The 15,784-nt window shown below is 61.3% G+C and carries 13 protein-coding genes and 2 pseudogenes; 7 read left to right on the top strand and 8 right to left on the bottom strand.

Going from position 1 to position 15,784, the window contains the following annotated elements; all coding sequences use genetic code 11:
* Window positions 1–14 precede the first annotated feature (14 nt).
* The 4 genes from K289_RS0137070 to K289_RS0137055 form a co-directional block, all read right to left on the bottom strand.
* The gene (locus K289_RS0137070) at window positions 15–1,250 is read right to left on the bottom strand and encodes a serine hydrolase (protein WP_084788880.1); all 1,236 of its coding nucleotides are present in this window, start codon (window positions 1,248–1,250) and stop codon (window positions 15–17) included.
* Window positions 1,251–1,327: 77 nt separating this feature from the next.
* A complete protein-coding gene (locus tag K289_RS0137065; protein WP_245284105.1) occupies window positions 1,328–2,779 on the bottom strand; it encodes an ABC transporter substrate-binding protein in 1,452 nt (483 codons plus the stop codon).
* A 634-nt stretch (window positions 2,780–3,413) separates the two neighbouring features.
* Window positions 3,414–4,766 (bottom strand): aminotransferase class III-fold pyridoxal phosphate-dependent enzyme, encoded by a 1,353-nt coding sequence (locus K289_RS0137060; RefSeq protein WP_027556026.1) that lies wholly within the window; start codon window positions 4,764–4,766, stop codon window positions 3,414–3,416.
* Between the two features lie 53 nt (window positions 4,767–4,819).
* Window positions 4,820–5,593 (bottom strand): IclR family transcriptional regulator, encoded by a 774-nt coding sequence (locus tag K289_RS0137055; RefSeq protein WP_027556025.1) that lies wholly within the window; start codon window positions 5,591–5,593, stop codon window positions 4,820–4,822.
* 176 nt (window positions 5,594–5,769) lie between these two features.
* Between K289_RS0137055 and K289_RS0137050 the strand changes: the two genes are divergently transcribed.
* Genes K289_RS0137050 through K289_RS0137035 form a run of 4 tightly spaced genes read left to right on the top strand, consistent with a single transcriptional unit; the run spans window position 5,770 to window position 10,206 of the window.
* The gene (locus tag K289_RS0137050) at window positions 5,770–7,251 is read left to right on the top strand and encodes an aldehyde dehydrogenase (RefSeq protein ID WP_198024852.1); all 1,482 of its coding nucleotides are present in this window, start codon (window positions 5,770–5,772) and stop codon (window positions 7,249–7,251) included.
* Window positions 7,248–8,633 (top strand): transaminase, encoded by a 1,386-nt coding sequence (locus K289_RS0137045; protein ID WP_084788878.1) that lies wholly within the window; start codon window positions 7,248–7,250, stop codon window positions 8,631–8,633. Before K289_RS0137050 ends, K289_RS0137045 begins: the two co-directional genes overlap by 4 nt.
* A 23-nt stretch (window positions 8,634–8,656) precedes the next feature.
* The gene (locus tag K289_RS0137040; RefSeq protein WP_245284104.1) at window positions 8,657–9,436 is read left to right on the top strand and encodes an SDR family oxidoreductase; all 780 of its coding nucleotides are present in this window, start codon (window positions 8,657–8,659) and stop codon (window positions 9,434–9,436) included.
* On the top strand, window positions 9,436–10,206 hold the full coding sequence (locus K289_RS0137035) for an SDR family NAD(P)-dependent oxidoreductase (protein ID WP_027556021.1): 771 nt from the start codon (window positions 9,436–9,438) through the stop codon (window positions 10,204–10,206). Before K289_RS0137040 ends, K289_RS0137035 begins: the two co-directional genes overlap by 1 nt.
* A 613-nt stretch (window positions 10,207–10,819) precedes the next feature.
* On the opposite strand, the gene K289_RS0137025 is transcribed toward K289_RS0137035, so the two are convergent.
* Both K289_RS0137025 and K289_RS0137020 read right to left on the bottom strand, forming a co-directional pair.
* Window positions 10,820–11,986 (bottom strand): cobalamin-independent methionine synthase II family protein, encoded by a 1,167-nt coding sequence (locus K289_RS0137025; protein ID WP_035687333.1) that lies wholly within the window; start codon window positions 11,984–11,986, stop codon window positions 10,820–10,822.
* A complete protein-coding gene (locus K289_RS0137020; protein ID WP_027556018.1) occupies window positions 11,983–12,165 on the bottom strand; it encodes a hypothetical protein in 183 nt (60 codons plus the stop codon). Before K289_RS0137020 ends, K289_RS0137025 begins: the two co-directional genes overlap by 4 nt.
* A 316-nt stretch (window positions 12,166–12,481) precedes the next feature.
* Between K289_RS0137020 and K289_RS46580 the strand changes: the two genes are divergently transcribed.
* The 3 genes and pseudogenes from K289_RS46580 to K289_RS51040 form a co-directional block, all read left to right on the top strand.
* On the top strand, window positions 12,482–13,441 hold the full coding sequence (locus K289_RS46580; protein WP_063614267.1) for an alpha/beta fold hydrolase: 960 nt from the start codon (window positions 12,482–12,484) through the stop codon (window positions 13,439–13,441).
* On the top strand, window positions 13,377–15,323 hold the full coding sequence (acs, locus tag K289_RS0137005) for an acetate--CoA ligase (protein ID WP_027556017.1): 1,947 nt from the start codon (window positions 13,377–13,379) through the stop codon (window positions 15,321–15,323). Before K289_RS46580 ends, acs begins: the two co-directional genes overlap by 65 nt.
* A 9-nt stretch (window positions 15,324–15,332) precedes the next feature.
* Window positions 15,333–15,413 (top strand): annotated as a pseudogene (locus K289_RS51040) (inorganic pyrophosphatase); the annotation flags it as partial.
* Between the two features lie 25 nt (window positions 15,414–15,438).
* Here the strand turns inward: K289_RS51040 and K289_RS51920 are convergent.
* Entirely contained in the window at window positions 15,439–15,594 is a 156-nt protein-coding gene (locus tag K289_RS51920; RefSeq protein ID WP_164719132.1) for a hypothetical protein, read from the bottom strand.
* Window positions 15,591–15,784 (bottom strand): annotated as a pseudogene (locus K289_RS46575) (IS701 family transposase); the annotation flags it as partial. The pseudogene K289_RS46575 and the gene K289_RS51920, both read right to left, overlap by 4 nt.

Below are 15,784 nucleotides of genomic sequence, written 5' to 3'. Positions count from 1 at the left end.
TCCAGAACGATCGGCTAAGAGGCAAGATGGCGCGCAATCGCCTCGTAACCACGTAACCACATATGATCGAGGGAGAGGTCCATCGGATCAGGCTGTGACGAAAAGCGGGCAATCACGGTCTCTGCGCTCTCGTCGACATAGATCCACTGACCATGAATGCCGACGCCGCAGAAAATCGCGCTGCCCGGTGCGCCGAGATTATACCACTTGCTGCGGTACCGGGCGATCGGGAAGGCGTCCGTCATGCAGCCGCGCTTCCAGACATCCACGCTGCCGTTGCGGCGGATATCATCGACCCACCAGCCGGGAACGACCTGGTTGCCGTTGGCAAGTCCACGTCGGCGCATCATTTCTCCGAAGCGCGCGAGATCGCGCAGTGTCGCCGAGATGCCGCCGCCTGGTCGGGCCATACCGAACGGGTCGACAGTCATGCTGCCTTCCGTCTCTGCTCCCATCGGACCCCATAGGAATTCACCGACAAGCTGAGCATAAGGGCGGCCGCTCGCCCGCTCAAACAGCCAGCCCAGCGTATCGGTGTTGGGCGTCACATAGTTTACCTTCGCGCCGTGCACGTCGCTGCCGATCGGCACGGTCGGCAGGAATTTGCGCAGGTCGGGGGCGGGCATGCCCGGCTGCTGCGGGTCCCAGCCGGTCGCGGCGCGGTAGCGCAACAAGTCCGGCGATGGATTGTTGAATTCCTCGTGGTAGCTGGTGCCGACCGTCATATCGAGCAGATGCCTCAGTCTGGCGGTTTCGTAGGCGCTGCCCTTCACCTCCGGCAGATATTCGATCACCATCGCATCCGGATCGATGATCTCCCGGTCGGCCAAAATGCCGGCGAGCGTTCCAAGAATGGACTTGCTCACCGAGAAGCAGAGGTGCGGCGTGACGGCGTCGAGACCGTTGTCATACCACTCGCTGACGATTCGTCCGCCTCGCAGCACCAGCATACCGTCAGTGAAGCTCGCAGGCCGCGCCTCGTGTACGGTCGTCTCCTTTCCATCAAGGCCTTCAAACGCGATGGTCTCGATATGCCGCAAGTCCTCGGTCAATGGCGTAGGGCTCGTGGCCGGACGAATGGGCGCCGTCGGAATAAGCTGGCGGACGTTGCGAAATGCCCAACGACTGAACGGATGCTTGCGCCAATTGGCCAGAGTGACCTGCTGCTCGGGAGCGGGCGGAAAGCCGGACATCAAGCGGGGCATATGGCGATGATCTTTCTCTGGCGAAACGGTCTTCCACGCCCGCATCCGCCGACGTCATACAATGGTGCAGGCTTGCGATCATCGATTGATGGCACCGCAAGCCTGTCGTGCCACAGCAAGCACTAGGCCTTTTCGACGTTCCAGAACACCGGAACGAGCGCTGGAATAAATCCGGACAGATTCGGTCGATGCATCGCAGGCTGCCGGAACATGCCGGTCGGAATGTGGGTGACGACTTCGTAGGCGCGTTGCTGGATGGTCTCGGCGATCGCCTTTTGTTTGGCGAGATCGGTTTCGTCGATGAACGATTGTCGAAGATCCATCAGTGGCTTGTCTTCTGCCCAGCCGAACGGCCCGGTCTTGCCGATCGTCATCACGTGAGCGTTGATGATGGGGTTGAAGATATCAACGGCGGCCTGCGTGGCGTGCACGAGGTCCCAGCCTCCCTGCTCGCCGGATTCCTGTTTGGCGCGGCGTGCCAGCACGGACAGCCAATCCAGCGATACGAGCTTGACGTTCATGCCGATCTGACGAAGCGCCTGAGCCGTCACATCAACCAATGGCGATATGATCGGCGCGTCCGACACTTGAACAAGCGTGATCGGTTCGCCCTTGTATCCCCCCTTTGTGAGCAAGGCTTTCGCCGCGGCGACGTCCGCGTTGGTGTTCCAGCCGGCTTCGGTCCCATAGGGCATGTCGGGAACGAACATCGCCGATGAAGCGCGATAGTATTTCGGATCGCCAATCTGGGCATCCAGCCAGTCCCGCTGATTGGTGGCATGGAAGATGGCCTGGCGGATTTCCTGCTTGGCGATCAGGGGCGATAACCAGTTGGGTCGACAGTACCCGGAGAAGCCTGCCGGGTTGTAGTCGAACAGCTTGACGCCGAGCTTGTCGGCATCGGGGATCATCTCGTGGGTGGGGTTCTCGAAGTAATCGATCTCGTTGTTGACAAGAGCGTTGAGCGAGGTCTGGAAATCGGCAATGTGAATCCACTCATAGCGATCGACCTTGACGAGCTTTCCGCCAGCGAGGCCGTCAGCCGGCTCGGGACGGGCGAGGTAGTCCGGATTGCGCTCGTAGACCGCCTTGATCCCGGGCTTGAACTCGCCGGGCACGAAGCGGAACGGGCCCGAACCGACGTACTCGGTGATCTGCTGCGACGGTGGCGTTGCTGCGATCCGCGCAGGCATGATGAAAGGCACCGCCGACGAGGGCTTGCCGAGGGCCGCCAGGACGTGTCCGAACGGGCGCTTCAGCACGAGGCGAAACGTTTGCCGATCAACCGCGGTCAACTCGCCCGTCGAGGCGATCAACTCAATGCCCATCTGATCGCGCGCGCCCCAGCGCTTGAGCGAAGCGATCACGTCTTCCGACGTCACCGGCGCGCCGTCATGGAATTTCAGACCGCTGCGCAGATGAAACGTATAGGTCAAGCCATCGCCGGAGACGTCGAAGGAATCGACCATCTGCGGCTTGTAGTTCAACTTGCTGTCCATCGAGAACAGCGTGTCATAGATGTTGTAACCGTGATTTCGGGTCGTCCATGCGGGCACGACCAGTGGATCCGTCACACGCAGCGCCGTATGCATGACAGCGCGAATTACGCGGCTTTTGCCTTGGGCCAGGGACACCCGGGGTGCCCCATGCATGAGGGCTGCGGCTCCGCCGAGCTTGACCAGCTGACGGCGATTTAGTTTGAGCGGCATCGTATTTCCTCTCGCGTGTGGTTTTTACTGATCGGGTCCTGCGCGATCATCAAAGTCCCGCTTGCGCGGGTGACTTGATCGCGGAATCAAGACGTATCTCTATGAGCGGAAGTCGGGGGAGCAGTCCGCATGGCGGCGGCAAATTGCACTTCGAACGCGTGGCTCGAATTCAAATCGCTCATGCGGATATTGCCATGCGCTCGTTTCTTTGCCTCTCGCACCGAGGTACGAGACCGCATCATCTAGCCTTCAGATTATTTCATTGTCAACGAATTAACGGCACCCGCGGCCATTCGTCCTTTGTCGGAAATCGGAGGAGGGCATTGCGGGAGGCAGATAGCGGCGCCGAGCCGGTGACGAGGGACGAGCCTGCCCTCCCTGCGCTCTCTGATCCGCTCACTTGCATCGCGCTCGGTGTCGTCCAACATTGTGCGCGGCCGGCAGCGTCGGCAACGCTGATCATCCTGCGCCTGCATGTCCGTCCGGAACGCGGGACAGCTCAAACCGCCGACAAAAGACCTACATCAAGCGCCACTGCGATCTTCTCGACGTCGGCTGCGCTGACGATCAGCGGCGGTGATAGAATGATGTTGTTGCCGGACACCCGGATCATCACGTCGGCTTCATAGGTCGCTGCGGCCACATCGGCCATTTTCGCCTTGTCCAAGGGCTTCTTGGTGGTTTGATCCTCGACGAGCTCGAGAGCCGCCATCAGTCCCTGGCCGCGCACATCGCCGACGATCGGATGCCTGGACTGCAGCGCAAGAAGCGCCTGCCTCAATTCGGAGCCCCGTGCAGCGGCATTTTCGTTGAGCCTCAGCCGGCGCGTTTCGGCGAGCGCGGCAATGCCCGCCGCACACCCGACGGGATGTCCCGAATATGTATAGCCATGTCCGATCGATGCGAGGCCCGATTTGTCGGCTTCGAAGACCTCCGCCATTTTCTCGCCGATCAGCGTGGCACCGAGCGGGAAATAACCCGACGTGATCGCCTTGGCGATCGTCATCATATCCGGCTTCACGCCCCATAGGCGTGCGCCCGACCATGCGCCGGTGCGGCCGAAACCGGTCACAACCTCGTCGGAGATCATCAGGATGCCGTGCTTGTCGCAGATCTCGCGAACCAGCTTCATGAAACTCTCATGAGGCACGATCACGCCGCCGGCGCCGAGGACCGGCTCCATGATGAATGCGGCGATGGTGTCGCCGCCCTGGAATTCGATTTCGTCTGCGAGTGCAGCAGCGCAGAGTTCGGCGAGCTTGGCCGGATCGGTTTCGTTGAATGGATTGCGATAGGTCCATGGGGCCGGGATGTGGAACACACCCGGCAAGAGCGGCTCGTAGTTGCGGCGGAAATTGGCGTTGCCATTGACCGAAGCCGCGCCGAAATGGGTGCCGTGATAGCCTCTCTTGAGCGCCAGAAACTTGGTACGGTCGCTCTGCCCCTTGATCTTCCAGTACTGGCGCGCGAGACGCAGCGCCGTTTCGACGGAGTCCGATCCGCCAGATGTAAAGAAGCTACGAACCATTCCTTCCGGCTCGAACCACTCGGCAAGCTCATATGCAAGCTGTATCGATGGCCCGGTCGAGGTCCCGCGAAAACCGGAGTAATAGGGAAGCGCATCCATCTGCTCGGATATGGCCCTCTTGATCGGATCGCAACTGTAGCCCAGGTTAACGTTCCACAATCCTGCGACGGCATCGAGCAGGGTTCGTCCCTCGATGTCCGAGACGTGCACGCCGGAGCCCCTCATCATCACCTTTGGCGGACGGGCGCGCATGTCGGCAGGGTGTGCCATTGGATGCCAGATGGCCTTGGCGTTGTTCTCGATCAGGAAGTTGGTGTCTCGCATGAGGAACGCTTTCTTGCTCGAGAGGACGTCCGGCCTTGCGGACCATGCATCCGTCAGGCGATATGAGATCGCCGCGGCACAGGCCGTTCGCCGAAGAGTTGAGCCGAAATATGGTCCGCTGCGTCACGGACGGCCTTGACGTGGAGATCGGTGATCGCCTTCGTGGTTCGTGATTGCGGCATGGCGATAGCCACCGATCCGATCGCGTAACCATCGAGTCCGAGAATCGGCGCAGCGATACTGAAAACACCGTCCTCGTAGCCCTGCTCGCCGCGCGAATAGCCTTGTCCGGCCGCGGCCTTGATCACCTCGCCGAGCCGCGCCGGCTGCACCAGGGTGTGCTGCGTAAAGGCGGTGAGGGGCTTGCGCAAATACGACTTCACGAGTTCGGGTGGTGAGAATGCGAGGAAGGCGATGCCGGACGCGGTTGCATGCAGTGGCAAGATCTGGCCGATCGCGACGCTGACGCGATTTGCCTTTGTCGATTCCTGGACGTGGACGGTCACGAGCCCGCGCACGCCGAATTCCGACAGGTGAACTGTCTCGTCGGTCAGGACCGCGATATCACGGACGATCGGCACGGACACCTGCAGCAGCGGAAAATGCGATTCGCGCACGCGCGCCAGGCGCAGCACTCCCGCGCCGAGCTGATAGCGTCGGGTTACGGCGTGCTGTTCGACGAATCCCGACCGGGCAAGCGCGACGAGCAATCGGCGCGTCGTGGCTTTGTCGAATTTCGCCTGCCGTGCCAGTTCGGAGAGGCCCCATTCGGGGGCATCTTCGGTGAAGAAGTCTAGCAACGATATCGCCTTTTCGACGGTGCTCATGTCGCGCGCAACTTGACATCGAAGCACAGGCGCTGCAAGTCTATATATGAACCCTCGGTTCATATAATGATCCGAGCCGATGCGTCATGCACGGGCTTCCCAGCCGCCTTCGGATCGAAGGCGCGGGTACCCTGCCGCGCAGCCATGATCGAGAGGGCACGGTGGCCGAACGACAGCTGCAGCTAGAGATCGATCATTACCGGAGAATGCCGGTCGCGCCGCAGGGCCTGTTCATCGGCGGACGGACGGTGCCGGCAGCACGCGGAGCGCTACTCGATACGATCTCGCCGATCGACGGGCGCGTATTGACCACCATTGCCGACGGTGATTCTGCCGATATCCACCACGCCGTTGCGGTGGCGCGGGAGGCTTTCGAGCGTGGCGGATGGTCACACACCGCGCCTGCGCATCGCAAGAAGGTTCTGTCGCGATTCGCCGATCTGATCGAAAAGCACGCGATGGAGCTCGCCGTACTCGGCGTGCGCGACAATGGCACCGAAATCGGCATGGCCTACAAGGCCGAGCCATTGTCTGCGGCGGCAACGATCCGTTATTACGCCGAGGCCATCGACAAGGTTTATGGCGAGGTTGCGCCGACTGCGCCGCAAACGCTGGCACTGGTGCTGCGCGAGCCGCTTGGCGTTATCGGCGTGATCGTGCCTTGGAACTTTCCGCTGATGATCGGCGCCTGGAAGATTGCGCCAGCTCTCGCGACCGGCAACTCCGTTGTGATCAAGCCGCCGGAGATCGCCTCGCTCAGCCTGCTGCGCTTGGCGCAACTGGCCAGCGAGGCGGGATTGCCCGATGGCGTCCTCAATGTGGTGACGGGACGCGGCGCAACGGCCGGCGAAGCGCTGGGCTTGCACCTGGACGTGGACGCCATTGCTTTCACCGGGTCCGGTGTCGTGGGTCGGCGTCTTCTGGACTATGCTGGGCGATCCAACCTCAAGCGCGTCCATCTCGAACTTGGCGGCAAATCGCCGAACATCGTCTTTGCCGACGCGCCGGATCTGAAAGAAGCCGCCAAAGTATCCGCGCATGGCATATTTCGCAATTCAGGGCAGGTCTGTGTCGCTGGCTCGCGGCTACTTGTACAATCGTCGATTTACGACAAGTTCGTCGATGAACTGATCTCGATCGTCACCCGCCTGAAGATTGGCGATCCCCTTGATGTCCGCTCCGACGTCGGCGCCATTTCCAGCGACGTACAGCTTCGCAAGAATCTCGATTTTGTCGCGCAAGCCGAGCAGGAGGGTGGCCGACGATTATGTGGCGGTGAACGGCTGCATGCTGAAACCGGCGGCTACTACATGGCGCCAGCCGTTTTTGTCGATGTCGCGACCGGCATGACCCTGGCACAGCAAGAGGTGTTCGGGCCGGTACTCGCCATCATGCGCTTCGATGGCGAGGAGGACGCGGTTCGCCTGGCCAATGCGACGCCCTACGGATTGGCCTCCGCAGTCTGGACGTCGAACCTGTCGACGGCGCATCGCATGATCAGATCGACCAGAGCCGGCGTCGTTCATGTCAATACGTACGGCGGCGCCGATATCACCGTTCCTCTCGGCGGTTTCAAGCAATCCGGTTTCGGTCGTGACAAGTCGCTTCACGCGCTGGACGAATATACCGATCTCAAGACCGCATGGATCGCCTTATGACGATGACGAAAGCAGAAGATCAGACGATCGACGCTTTGCTCGATGCCGAACAGGCCCGCTTCCTGAACGACCATCCGAGATCCGCCGCGGCTTGGCAGAAGGGCCAGCAACATTACCTGTTTGGCGGTCCATCCCACTGGATGCGCCGGTGGGCGGGTGGCTTCCCGATCTATGTCGAGTCGGCGCAGGGCGCTCGCCTCCAGGACATTGATGGTCGCGCATATGTCGATTTCTGTCTTGGCGACACCGGCGCCATGTGCGGGCATACGCCGGCACCCGTGTTGCGAGCCGCTCACATGCAATTGGCGCGCGGCACCACCATGATGCTGCCGACTGAAGACAGCCTGTGGGTCGGCGAGGAACTGACCCGGCGCTTCGGTCTTCCATACTGGACCCTGACGACCTCCGCGACAGATGCCAATCGCGGCGCGATCCGGATTGCGCGGATGATCACCGGCCGCAGGAAGGTGCTCGTCTTCTCGGGCTGCTATCATGGCGGCGTCGAGGAGGCTCATGTCGAACTTCGCGACGGCAAGGTCGGTCTTCGCAATATGATCCATCCCAACGGGGTCGATCACGGAGCCGTTTCCAAGGTCGTCGAGTTCAACGATCTTGAGGCTCTCGAAAAGGGGCTTGCTGAAGGCGACGTCGCCTGCGTGCTCATGGAGCCGATCATGACAAACTTCGGCATGATCCCTCCGCTGGAGGGCTTCCACGCGGCGGTTCGCGACATGACGCGCCGGACCGGCTCTGTCCTGGTGATCGACGAGACGCATACCCTGTCTTCAGGACCGGGCGGTTATACTGCGCTGCATGGGCTCGAGCCGGACATTCTGGTCGCCGGCAAGGCGATCGCGGGCGGTATTCCCGCCGCATTGTTCGGCCTGACACGGGAGATTGCGGAACGGGTGTGGAAACTCGTCCCGCGCGTCAATCCGCGAATCCGGCAATCCGCGCATCTGGGCATCGGCGGAACGCTCGCTGGCAACGCGCTGACCGTTGCGACAATGCGCGCGGTGCTATCCGAGGTGCTGACCCCGGCAAATTACGAGATCATGATCGGTCTCGCGTCGCGGTTAGCCGAGGACGCACGGGTGATTATCAGTGCCCATCAACTACCGTGGCATGTCACCCAGGTCGGCGCACGCGCGGAGATCATGTTCATGCCGTCGCCGCCGAAAAGCGGCGCTGACGTCATTGCCGGTCGGCGCGCAAACCTCGAAACGCTGCTGCATGCATTCTACATCAACGAAGGCATCCTTGTGACTCCGTTCCACACGATGTTCCTGATGTGTCCGGCGACCGAGGCCGCCGACGTCGCACGACATGCCGACGTGTTCGAGCGTTTCGTCAAGCTGTTGCGGAAGGCATCCGTGGTCTGATGACAGGTGTTCGACCATTCGACTTGACGGGAAAAGTCGCGCTGGTGACGGGCGGCGGGCGAGGGATCGGCGCGGCGATCGTCACGCGCTTCGCTGAAGCCGGTGCCAGCGTCGTCGCGGCCAATCGTACGGTCGATGTTGCCGAGGAATTGGCCGCGTCCCTGAAGGCGCGGGACCTGAAGGTCGAAGCTGTCCCATTCGAACACCTCGATCGGGAGGGTTTGCATGGGTTGGTCGATCACGTCGCCAACCAGCACGAGCGGCTAGATATCCTGGTGCATAACGCCGGGGGATGCCTGTGGGCGTCGCTGGAGGAACTGGACCAGCACCAGCTGGACCAGGTGCTGTCGCTCAACCTGAAGGCTGCGATCTGGCTGACACAGGCGGCAGTCCCTCATATGCGACACAGCCGAGGAGGCCGCATTCTGGTGACGTCGTCAGTTTCTGCACGCGTGGCAATGGGCGGCGGCGCGCATTATTCGGCGGCGAAGGCCGGCGTCAATGCGTTTCTGCGCGGCGCGGCCTTCGAACTCGCGCGTGAGGGTATCACCGTCAATGGCGTCGAGGCCGGCTTCATCGCCAAGCCCGGACGCGGCACCATGAGCCATCCGGACAACATGCGGCGCATCGGACATTTCGTGCCGATAGGACACATGGGCGAAGCTGACGATATCGCTTTTGCGATGCTTTATCTGGCGTCAGAGCAGGCCAAGTACGTCACCGGCCAGACCATTGTGGTCGATGGAGGATCGACGTTGCCGGAAACCGGGTTCGCAGTTGAAAGGCAATGGAGAAGCATTTGATGCAACGGCTCAAGGGACGCCGCGCCTTGATCACGGGTGCGGCGACCGGCATCGGGTGGGCGACAGCCAAATTGTTTGCCAGCCATGGCGCGAGTGTGGTGGCTTTCGGGTTGGGCGGATCGTTACTCGATGATCTCGCCGCGCAAATCGGGGGTAAGCCCGTTCATGGCGATGTCACTCGGACCGAGGATGTTGAGGCTGCGGTACAGGCTTGTGACGATCAGCTCGATATTGTCGTCAACGCGGCAGGCATCATCGTGCCGGATCGGCCCGAAACGGTTACCGACGATGTGTGGGCCAAAACCTTTGCCGTTAATGTGACGGGAACAATGGCCGTGTGTCGTGCGGCGTTGCCGTTGTTGCAGCGGCATGGAGGCGCGATCGTTAACATGGCGTCGGTCGCCGCATTTAATTCGAGCCCGGACAGCACGAGTTATGCTGCCAGCAAGGCGGCGGTGGTCGCGTATACTCGTTCGCTGGCCCATGCAGGGGGCATCTACGGCGTAAGGGCGAATGCGGTTGCGCCGGGGTGGGTGCGGACGCCGATGAGCGAGTATGAAATGCAGCTCGCCGCGCGCCAAAACAACACCAACCCGGAAATCGAGTTCGAGACCACCGCCAGGCGGATCGCGCTGGGCCGCTTGGCTCAGCCTGCAGAGATTGCAGCGTGTTGCTTGTTTCTTGCTTCGGACGAAGCTTCATTCGTGACAGGCGCGGTGCTGGTTGCGGATGGCGGAGGTCGCGCGCCGGTGCAGAACCGCGCGGTGTGAGGCAGTTAGCCCGACGTCAGCTCATGGTTGTGTCCCAGCTTGAAATATCATCAGCTTCGGCTTCTTGTCGGACCGCGCACCTGAGGAATGAGGGTTCGATCAGCGCGATGTCATCTTCCATCTTATAAGGTGATCGACCAGGTCCGACGCCTTTGCTGGGGGGGGCGCCAAGCGTCTTGTAAACAAGCACCGCGCCGCGCGTGGCAATGGGTTCTCGAGCTTTTTTGAAAAACACTGGGGCATTTAGCACGGGCAGGCGAGCATGCGTCTGAATATGCCACGGCGGCCCACTTATTTGCCGGCTGGTCACTTCGAACCGTCGTCCAGCCTCTTTGGCGTCAACGGCGTATGGATGTCTGTCTCGTCCATCTTGCGGCTGATCGAGAGGACGACCGACTGCGTCAGCTTCTCGGTAGACGAGTCCGATCGTTTTCTCGATGCTACTTGGCCCCTCGGGGTGCGGCAAGTCGACCCGGCGCGGGCGGTTGGAGGCCGGCCAGGGGAACAATTCTGATCAAGGAGCTGCTCGTCACCAAACCCGGCGCCGACCGGATGATGGTGTTTCAGGAGTTTGATCAGCCGCCGCCTCTCTGATTGGCATCGTGCGAGCCGTCTATTTCCAGAGCGCTTTGGTGGCGAGGTCCGCGCCCTGGCGCATCGCCTTGAACTTCTCCCAAACGACCGAGTCATGCACCTCGGTGCGGTACAGGGCCTGAGATGAGAAACCGCAGTCAGCGCCCGCGATGACGTTTTCCCGGCCAACCAGCTTGGCGAAGCGCAGGATGCGCTCGGCAATCAACTCGGGATGCTCGACGATGTTGCTGGCGTGGGTGATGACGCCTGGGCAGATCACCTTACCTTCCGGCAATTTCACGCGCTCGAACAGATGATATTCGTGCTCGTGACGCGGATTGGCCGCTTCAAAGCTGTAGCTGCCGGCATTGATCTTCAGGACGTACTCGATGATGTCGGACAAGGCCGCTTCATAGAGACGCGGACCTTCGTTGATACCATAGCAGGTATGGAAACGCACCATATTGGGAGGAATGCCTCGAAGCGCGCGGTTGGTTGCTTCGACATAGATCTGCGCCCGCCGCTTCTTTTGCGGCTCGTCAAGCCCAGGTTCGAAGAAGATGTCGGGCAGGAAGGGATCATCAACTTGAACGAGGAGCCCTGCGGCCACGATCGTCCGGTATTCCTTGTTCAGCTCGTCGGCGAGCGCATGGAAATACTCTTCGTCTGACTTGTAGTACTCGTTGATGCCGACACCTGACGGGGCCGTCGCAGGCAAGAACACATGATGATCCGGAATACCTGCAGTCTTCGCTGCCGCCTTCGCATTGTCGATGTCGATTCGAAGCAATTTCTCGCCTCGGTATTTGACAGGACCCGTGCAGACGACCGGCGTGATCGGAACGAGTGCGCCACCCAACATCGCCGTCTTGAAATACTCGGCATAATATTCCGGGAACGCCTCTACTTCCTTCTGAAACAGGACAAGCTTCTGGTTTGGCCGCGCCTCGTAACCTTCGAGGCGATCCTGGATATAAGTGAAGAAACCGGGCTTGGAAAATTCGCCGTCAGAAACGATCTCAATGCCGCATTCGACCTGCTTGCGGATACTGTTGGCGACCGTCTTGGTCAAAACCTCATGAAACTTGGTTTTGTCATAAGGTTGCCCGCTGAGCCTGACCTTCATGAGATCGAGCAGCTCATGCGGTCGCGGCAAACTGCCGATATGGGTGGTCTGGATGTGATCGATATTTTGCTGCGAAGTCATGTGCACGCTTCCACGTTGATGCGCTCCAGCTTGTGACGCTCGGCGAGGATCATCTTCTCCACGATACGGCGCCACCTGACAACGCCGAGATCGCCGAGATCGCCCTCGAGCGTCACGCGCTTCAGCTCGCCCCGCGGCCGGACGTTGCGGATCACATTGAGACGGATGCCGCTCTGCACAATTTCGGCTCGCTGTGGACAGCAATCATCGAACGCAACGACAGGCTCATTCTCCCGCCGAACGAAGAGGAGGGGCCAATTGAGCAGTGTTCTCGGAAATGGCGCCGAGGTATTCAGCCTGATCAAGCAGCGCATGATCGACAACTTCGAAGAGATGCGCAAGAATTGGAAATCGTAAGGGGGCGCCCTGACGAAGCGCAAATGAGGCGTACGGGTCGGCGGCGCAATACATGGCATACATTCATGTCGTGGTTTGCCAGAAGGCAGGATGTTTGACGCATTGAAACAGACGGCATTGAGGGTTCGAGGTGACAGATTGCGGCGGCGTCAGCCTGACCGCGAGGACATCGTGCTCGGCCTGTCGCCGTCAGGCTTCCACCGGATTGCCTACACCGATTGGGGGCCGCTCGACGACAAGCGGCCGATCATCTGCGTGCACGGGCTGACGCGGCAGGGCCGCGATTTCGACCATCTCGCTGAGCGGCTGGTCGCCGCCGGCCGCCGCGTGATCTGTCCGGACCTCCCGGGCCGCGGCCGCAGCGGCTGGATCAGCAATCCTGATCACTACGCGCTGCCGCAATATTGCGCTGACATGAACAGTATGATCGCGCGGCTTGGTGTTGCCGAAGTGGATTGGGTCGGCACCTCGCTCGGCGGCCTGATCGGCATGATCATGGCCGGCTTCTCCGGCAGCATGGTGCGCAAGCTCGTCATCAACGATATCGGCCCGTTCGTGTCGTCGACCGGGCTGCAGCGCATCGGCCAGTACATCGGCAACATGCCCGCACTGTTCAAGACGATCGAGGAGGCCGACGCGTATTTCCGCAAGGTTCTGGCGCCCTACGGCAAGCTCGCCGACGAGCATTGGCGTCATCTGGCCGAGTACAGCGTCCGCTGGGACGATGGCAAGCAAGGCTACGTGGTGCTGTGCGATCCGACCATTGCGAAGGGATTTCGCTTGCCGTGGTTTGCGGCGCTCAATCGCTGGGATTATTGGGAAGCCATCAAGGTGCCGGCGCTGGTGCTGCGCGGCAAGCAGTCCGATCTGCTGTCGTTCGAGCTCGCCGCCGAGATGCGCAAGCGCAATCCGCTGGCCAACGTCTTCCAGTTCGACGATTGCGGCCATGTGCCGCCATTGATGGCGCCGGATCAGATCGACGTCGTCGCGCAATTTCTGCTCAAGGACACGATTTCCGGTTTGGAGAGGGCTGATGGATACGCCTGCGAAGATCTACGACGTGTCGGCCGAGTGGGCGGAGCGCGCCTATGTCGATGACGCCAAATACCGCGAGATGTACGCGCGCTCGGTGTCCGATCCGAACGCCTTCTGGGGCGAGCAGGGCAAGCGGCTCGGCTGGATCAAGCCCTTCACCAAGGTCGAGAACGTCTCCTTTGCCCCTGGCAACATCTCGATCAAATGGTTCGAGGATGGCGTACTGAACGTCGCCTGGAACTGCATCGATCGCCATTTGGGCAAGCGCGCCAACCAGACCGCGATCATCTGGGAGGGCGATGATCCCTCCGAGTCCCGGCACATCACCTATCAGGAGCTGCACGACGAAGTCTGCAAGATGGCCAACATTTTGCGGACAAGGAACGTCAAGAAGGGCGACCGCGTCACGATCTACCTGCCGATGATCCCGGAGGCCGCCTACGCGATGCTGGCCTGCGCCCGGATCGGCGCCATCCACTCGGTGGTGTTCGGCGGCTTCTCGCCTGATAGCCTCGCCCAGCGCATCAAGGATTGCGACTCCAAGGTGGTCATCACCGCCGACGAGGGCCTGCGCGGCGGCCGCAAGGTGCCACTGAAGGCCAATGTCGATGCCGCCATCGCCAAGACCAGCGGCGTTGATTGGGTCGTGGTCGTGAAGCGCACCGGCGGCAAGATCGACATGAACCCGACCCGCGACCTCTGGTACCACGACGCGGCCAAGGTGGTGACAACGGAATGCCCGTGCGAGCCTGTTCATGCCGAGGATCCGCTGTTCATCCTCTACACTTCGGGTTCGACCGGCACGCCGAAGGGCGTGCTGCACACCTCGGGCGGCTATCTCGTCTACGCCGCGATGACCCATCAATACGTGCTCGACTATCACGACGGCGACGTCTACTGGTGCACCGCCGACGTCGGCTGGGTCACCGGCCACAGCTATATCCTCTATGGGCCGCTGGCCAACGGCGCGACCACCTTGATGTTCGAGGGTGTGCCGAACTACCCGGACAATTCCCGGTTCTGGCAGGTGATCGACAAGCACAAGGTCAACATCTTCTACACCGCCCCGACCGCGATCCGCGCCCTGATGCAGGGCGGCGACGAGCCGGTGAAGAAGACTTCGCGGGCATCCTTGCGCCTGCTCGGCTCGGTCGGTGAGCCCATCAATCCGGAGGCCTGGGAGTGGTACCACCGCGTGGTCGGCGAGGACCGCTGCCCGATCGTCGACACCTGGTGGCAGACCGAGACCGGCGGCATTTTGATCACGCCGCTGCCGGGCGCGACCAAATTGAAGCCGGGCTCGGCGACGCGGCCGTTCTTCGGCGTGGTGCCTGAAATCGTCGACGCCGACGGCAAGACCTTGGAAGGCGAGACATCAGGTAATCTGTGCCTGACCAAATCCTGGCCGGGGCAGATGCGCACGGTGTACGGCGATCACGCCCGGTTCGAGCAGACCTATTTCTCGACCTACAAGAACAAATACTTCACCGGCGACGGCTGCCGCAGGGATGCCGATGGCTATTACTGGATCACCGGCCGGGTCGACGACGTCATCAACGTCAGTGGCCACCGCATGGGCACGGCGGAGGTCGAGAGTTCGCTGGTCGCACATGAGGCGGTCTCGGAAGCCGCTGTGGTCGGCTATCCCCACGACATCAAGGGCCAGGGCATCTATGCCTATGTGACGCTGATGGCCGGCACTGAGCCGACCGAGGCGCTGCGCAAGGAGCTGGTGGCCTGGGTGCGCAAGGACATCGGCCCGATTGCATCCCCCGACCTGATCCAGTTCGCGCCGGGCCTGCCGAAGACCCGCTCGGGCAAGATCATGCGCCGCATCCTGCGCAAGATCGCCGAGGACGAGCCGTCCAGCCTCGGCGACACCTCGACCCTGGCCGACCCCGCCGTGGTCGACGACCTCGTGCAGAACCGGCAGAACAGGCGATAGGCGGCAGCCATGAACATCGACGCGATCGCGATCGGTCATAATCCCCCTGATGACGTCAATGTCGTCATCGAGGTGCCGCTTGGCGGTGAACGATCTGGCAGACCATGGACTAGCATTACAGTTGTAATTTTTGCCTGAGATGGGCCTTGCGCGCGTTGGCCTGATGGGCCCTGCGCCAGGATGACCATGCGAGGATGTGGGCGTGCGAGATGCGCCGCTGGGCAAGCTTCATGGCGATGCGGCGGATTTCCTGGATCGACCAGCGGATCAAGAACGGTGCTTTGGTCGAGACCGCGGTTGCGTTTTTTTGAGCAATGGATCGGTGTTGGCCCGATGACGGATGACGGCCATCGTGGCGAAGGCAAGCATGACGAGTGAGACGTGGCGATGCCAGCCATGCCAGGAGCGGGTTTCGTTGTGATCAAGGCCGAGTTCGTTCTTCGCAGTTTCGAAGCTGTCCT

The sequence above is a fragment of the Bradyrhizobium sp. Cp5.3 genome, assembly GCF_000426265.1.
In the GTDB taxonomy this organism is placed as follows: domain Bacteria; phylum Pseudomonadota; class Alphaproteobacteria; order Rhizobiales; family Xanthobacteraceae; genus Bradyrhizobium; species Bradyrhizobium neotropicale.
The sequence above is the reverse complement of the archived record's forward strand: the minus strand, read 5'-3'. Positions and strand labels throughout refer to the sequence as shown.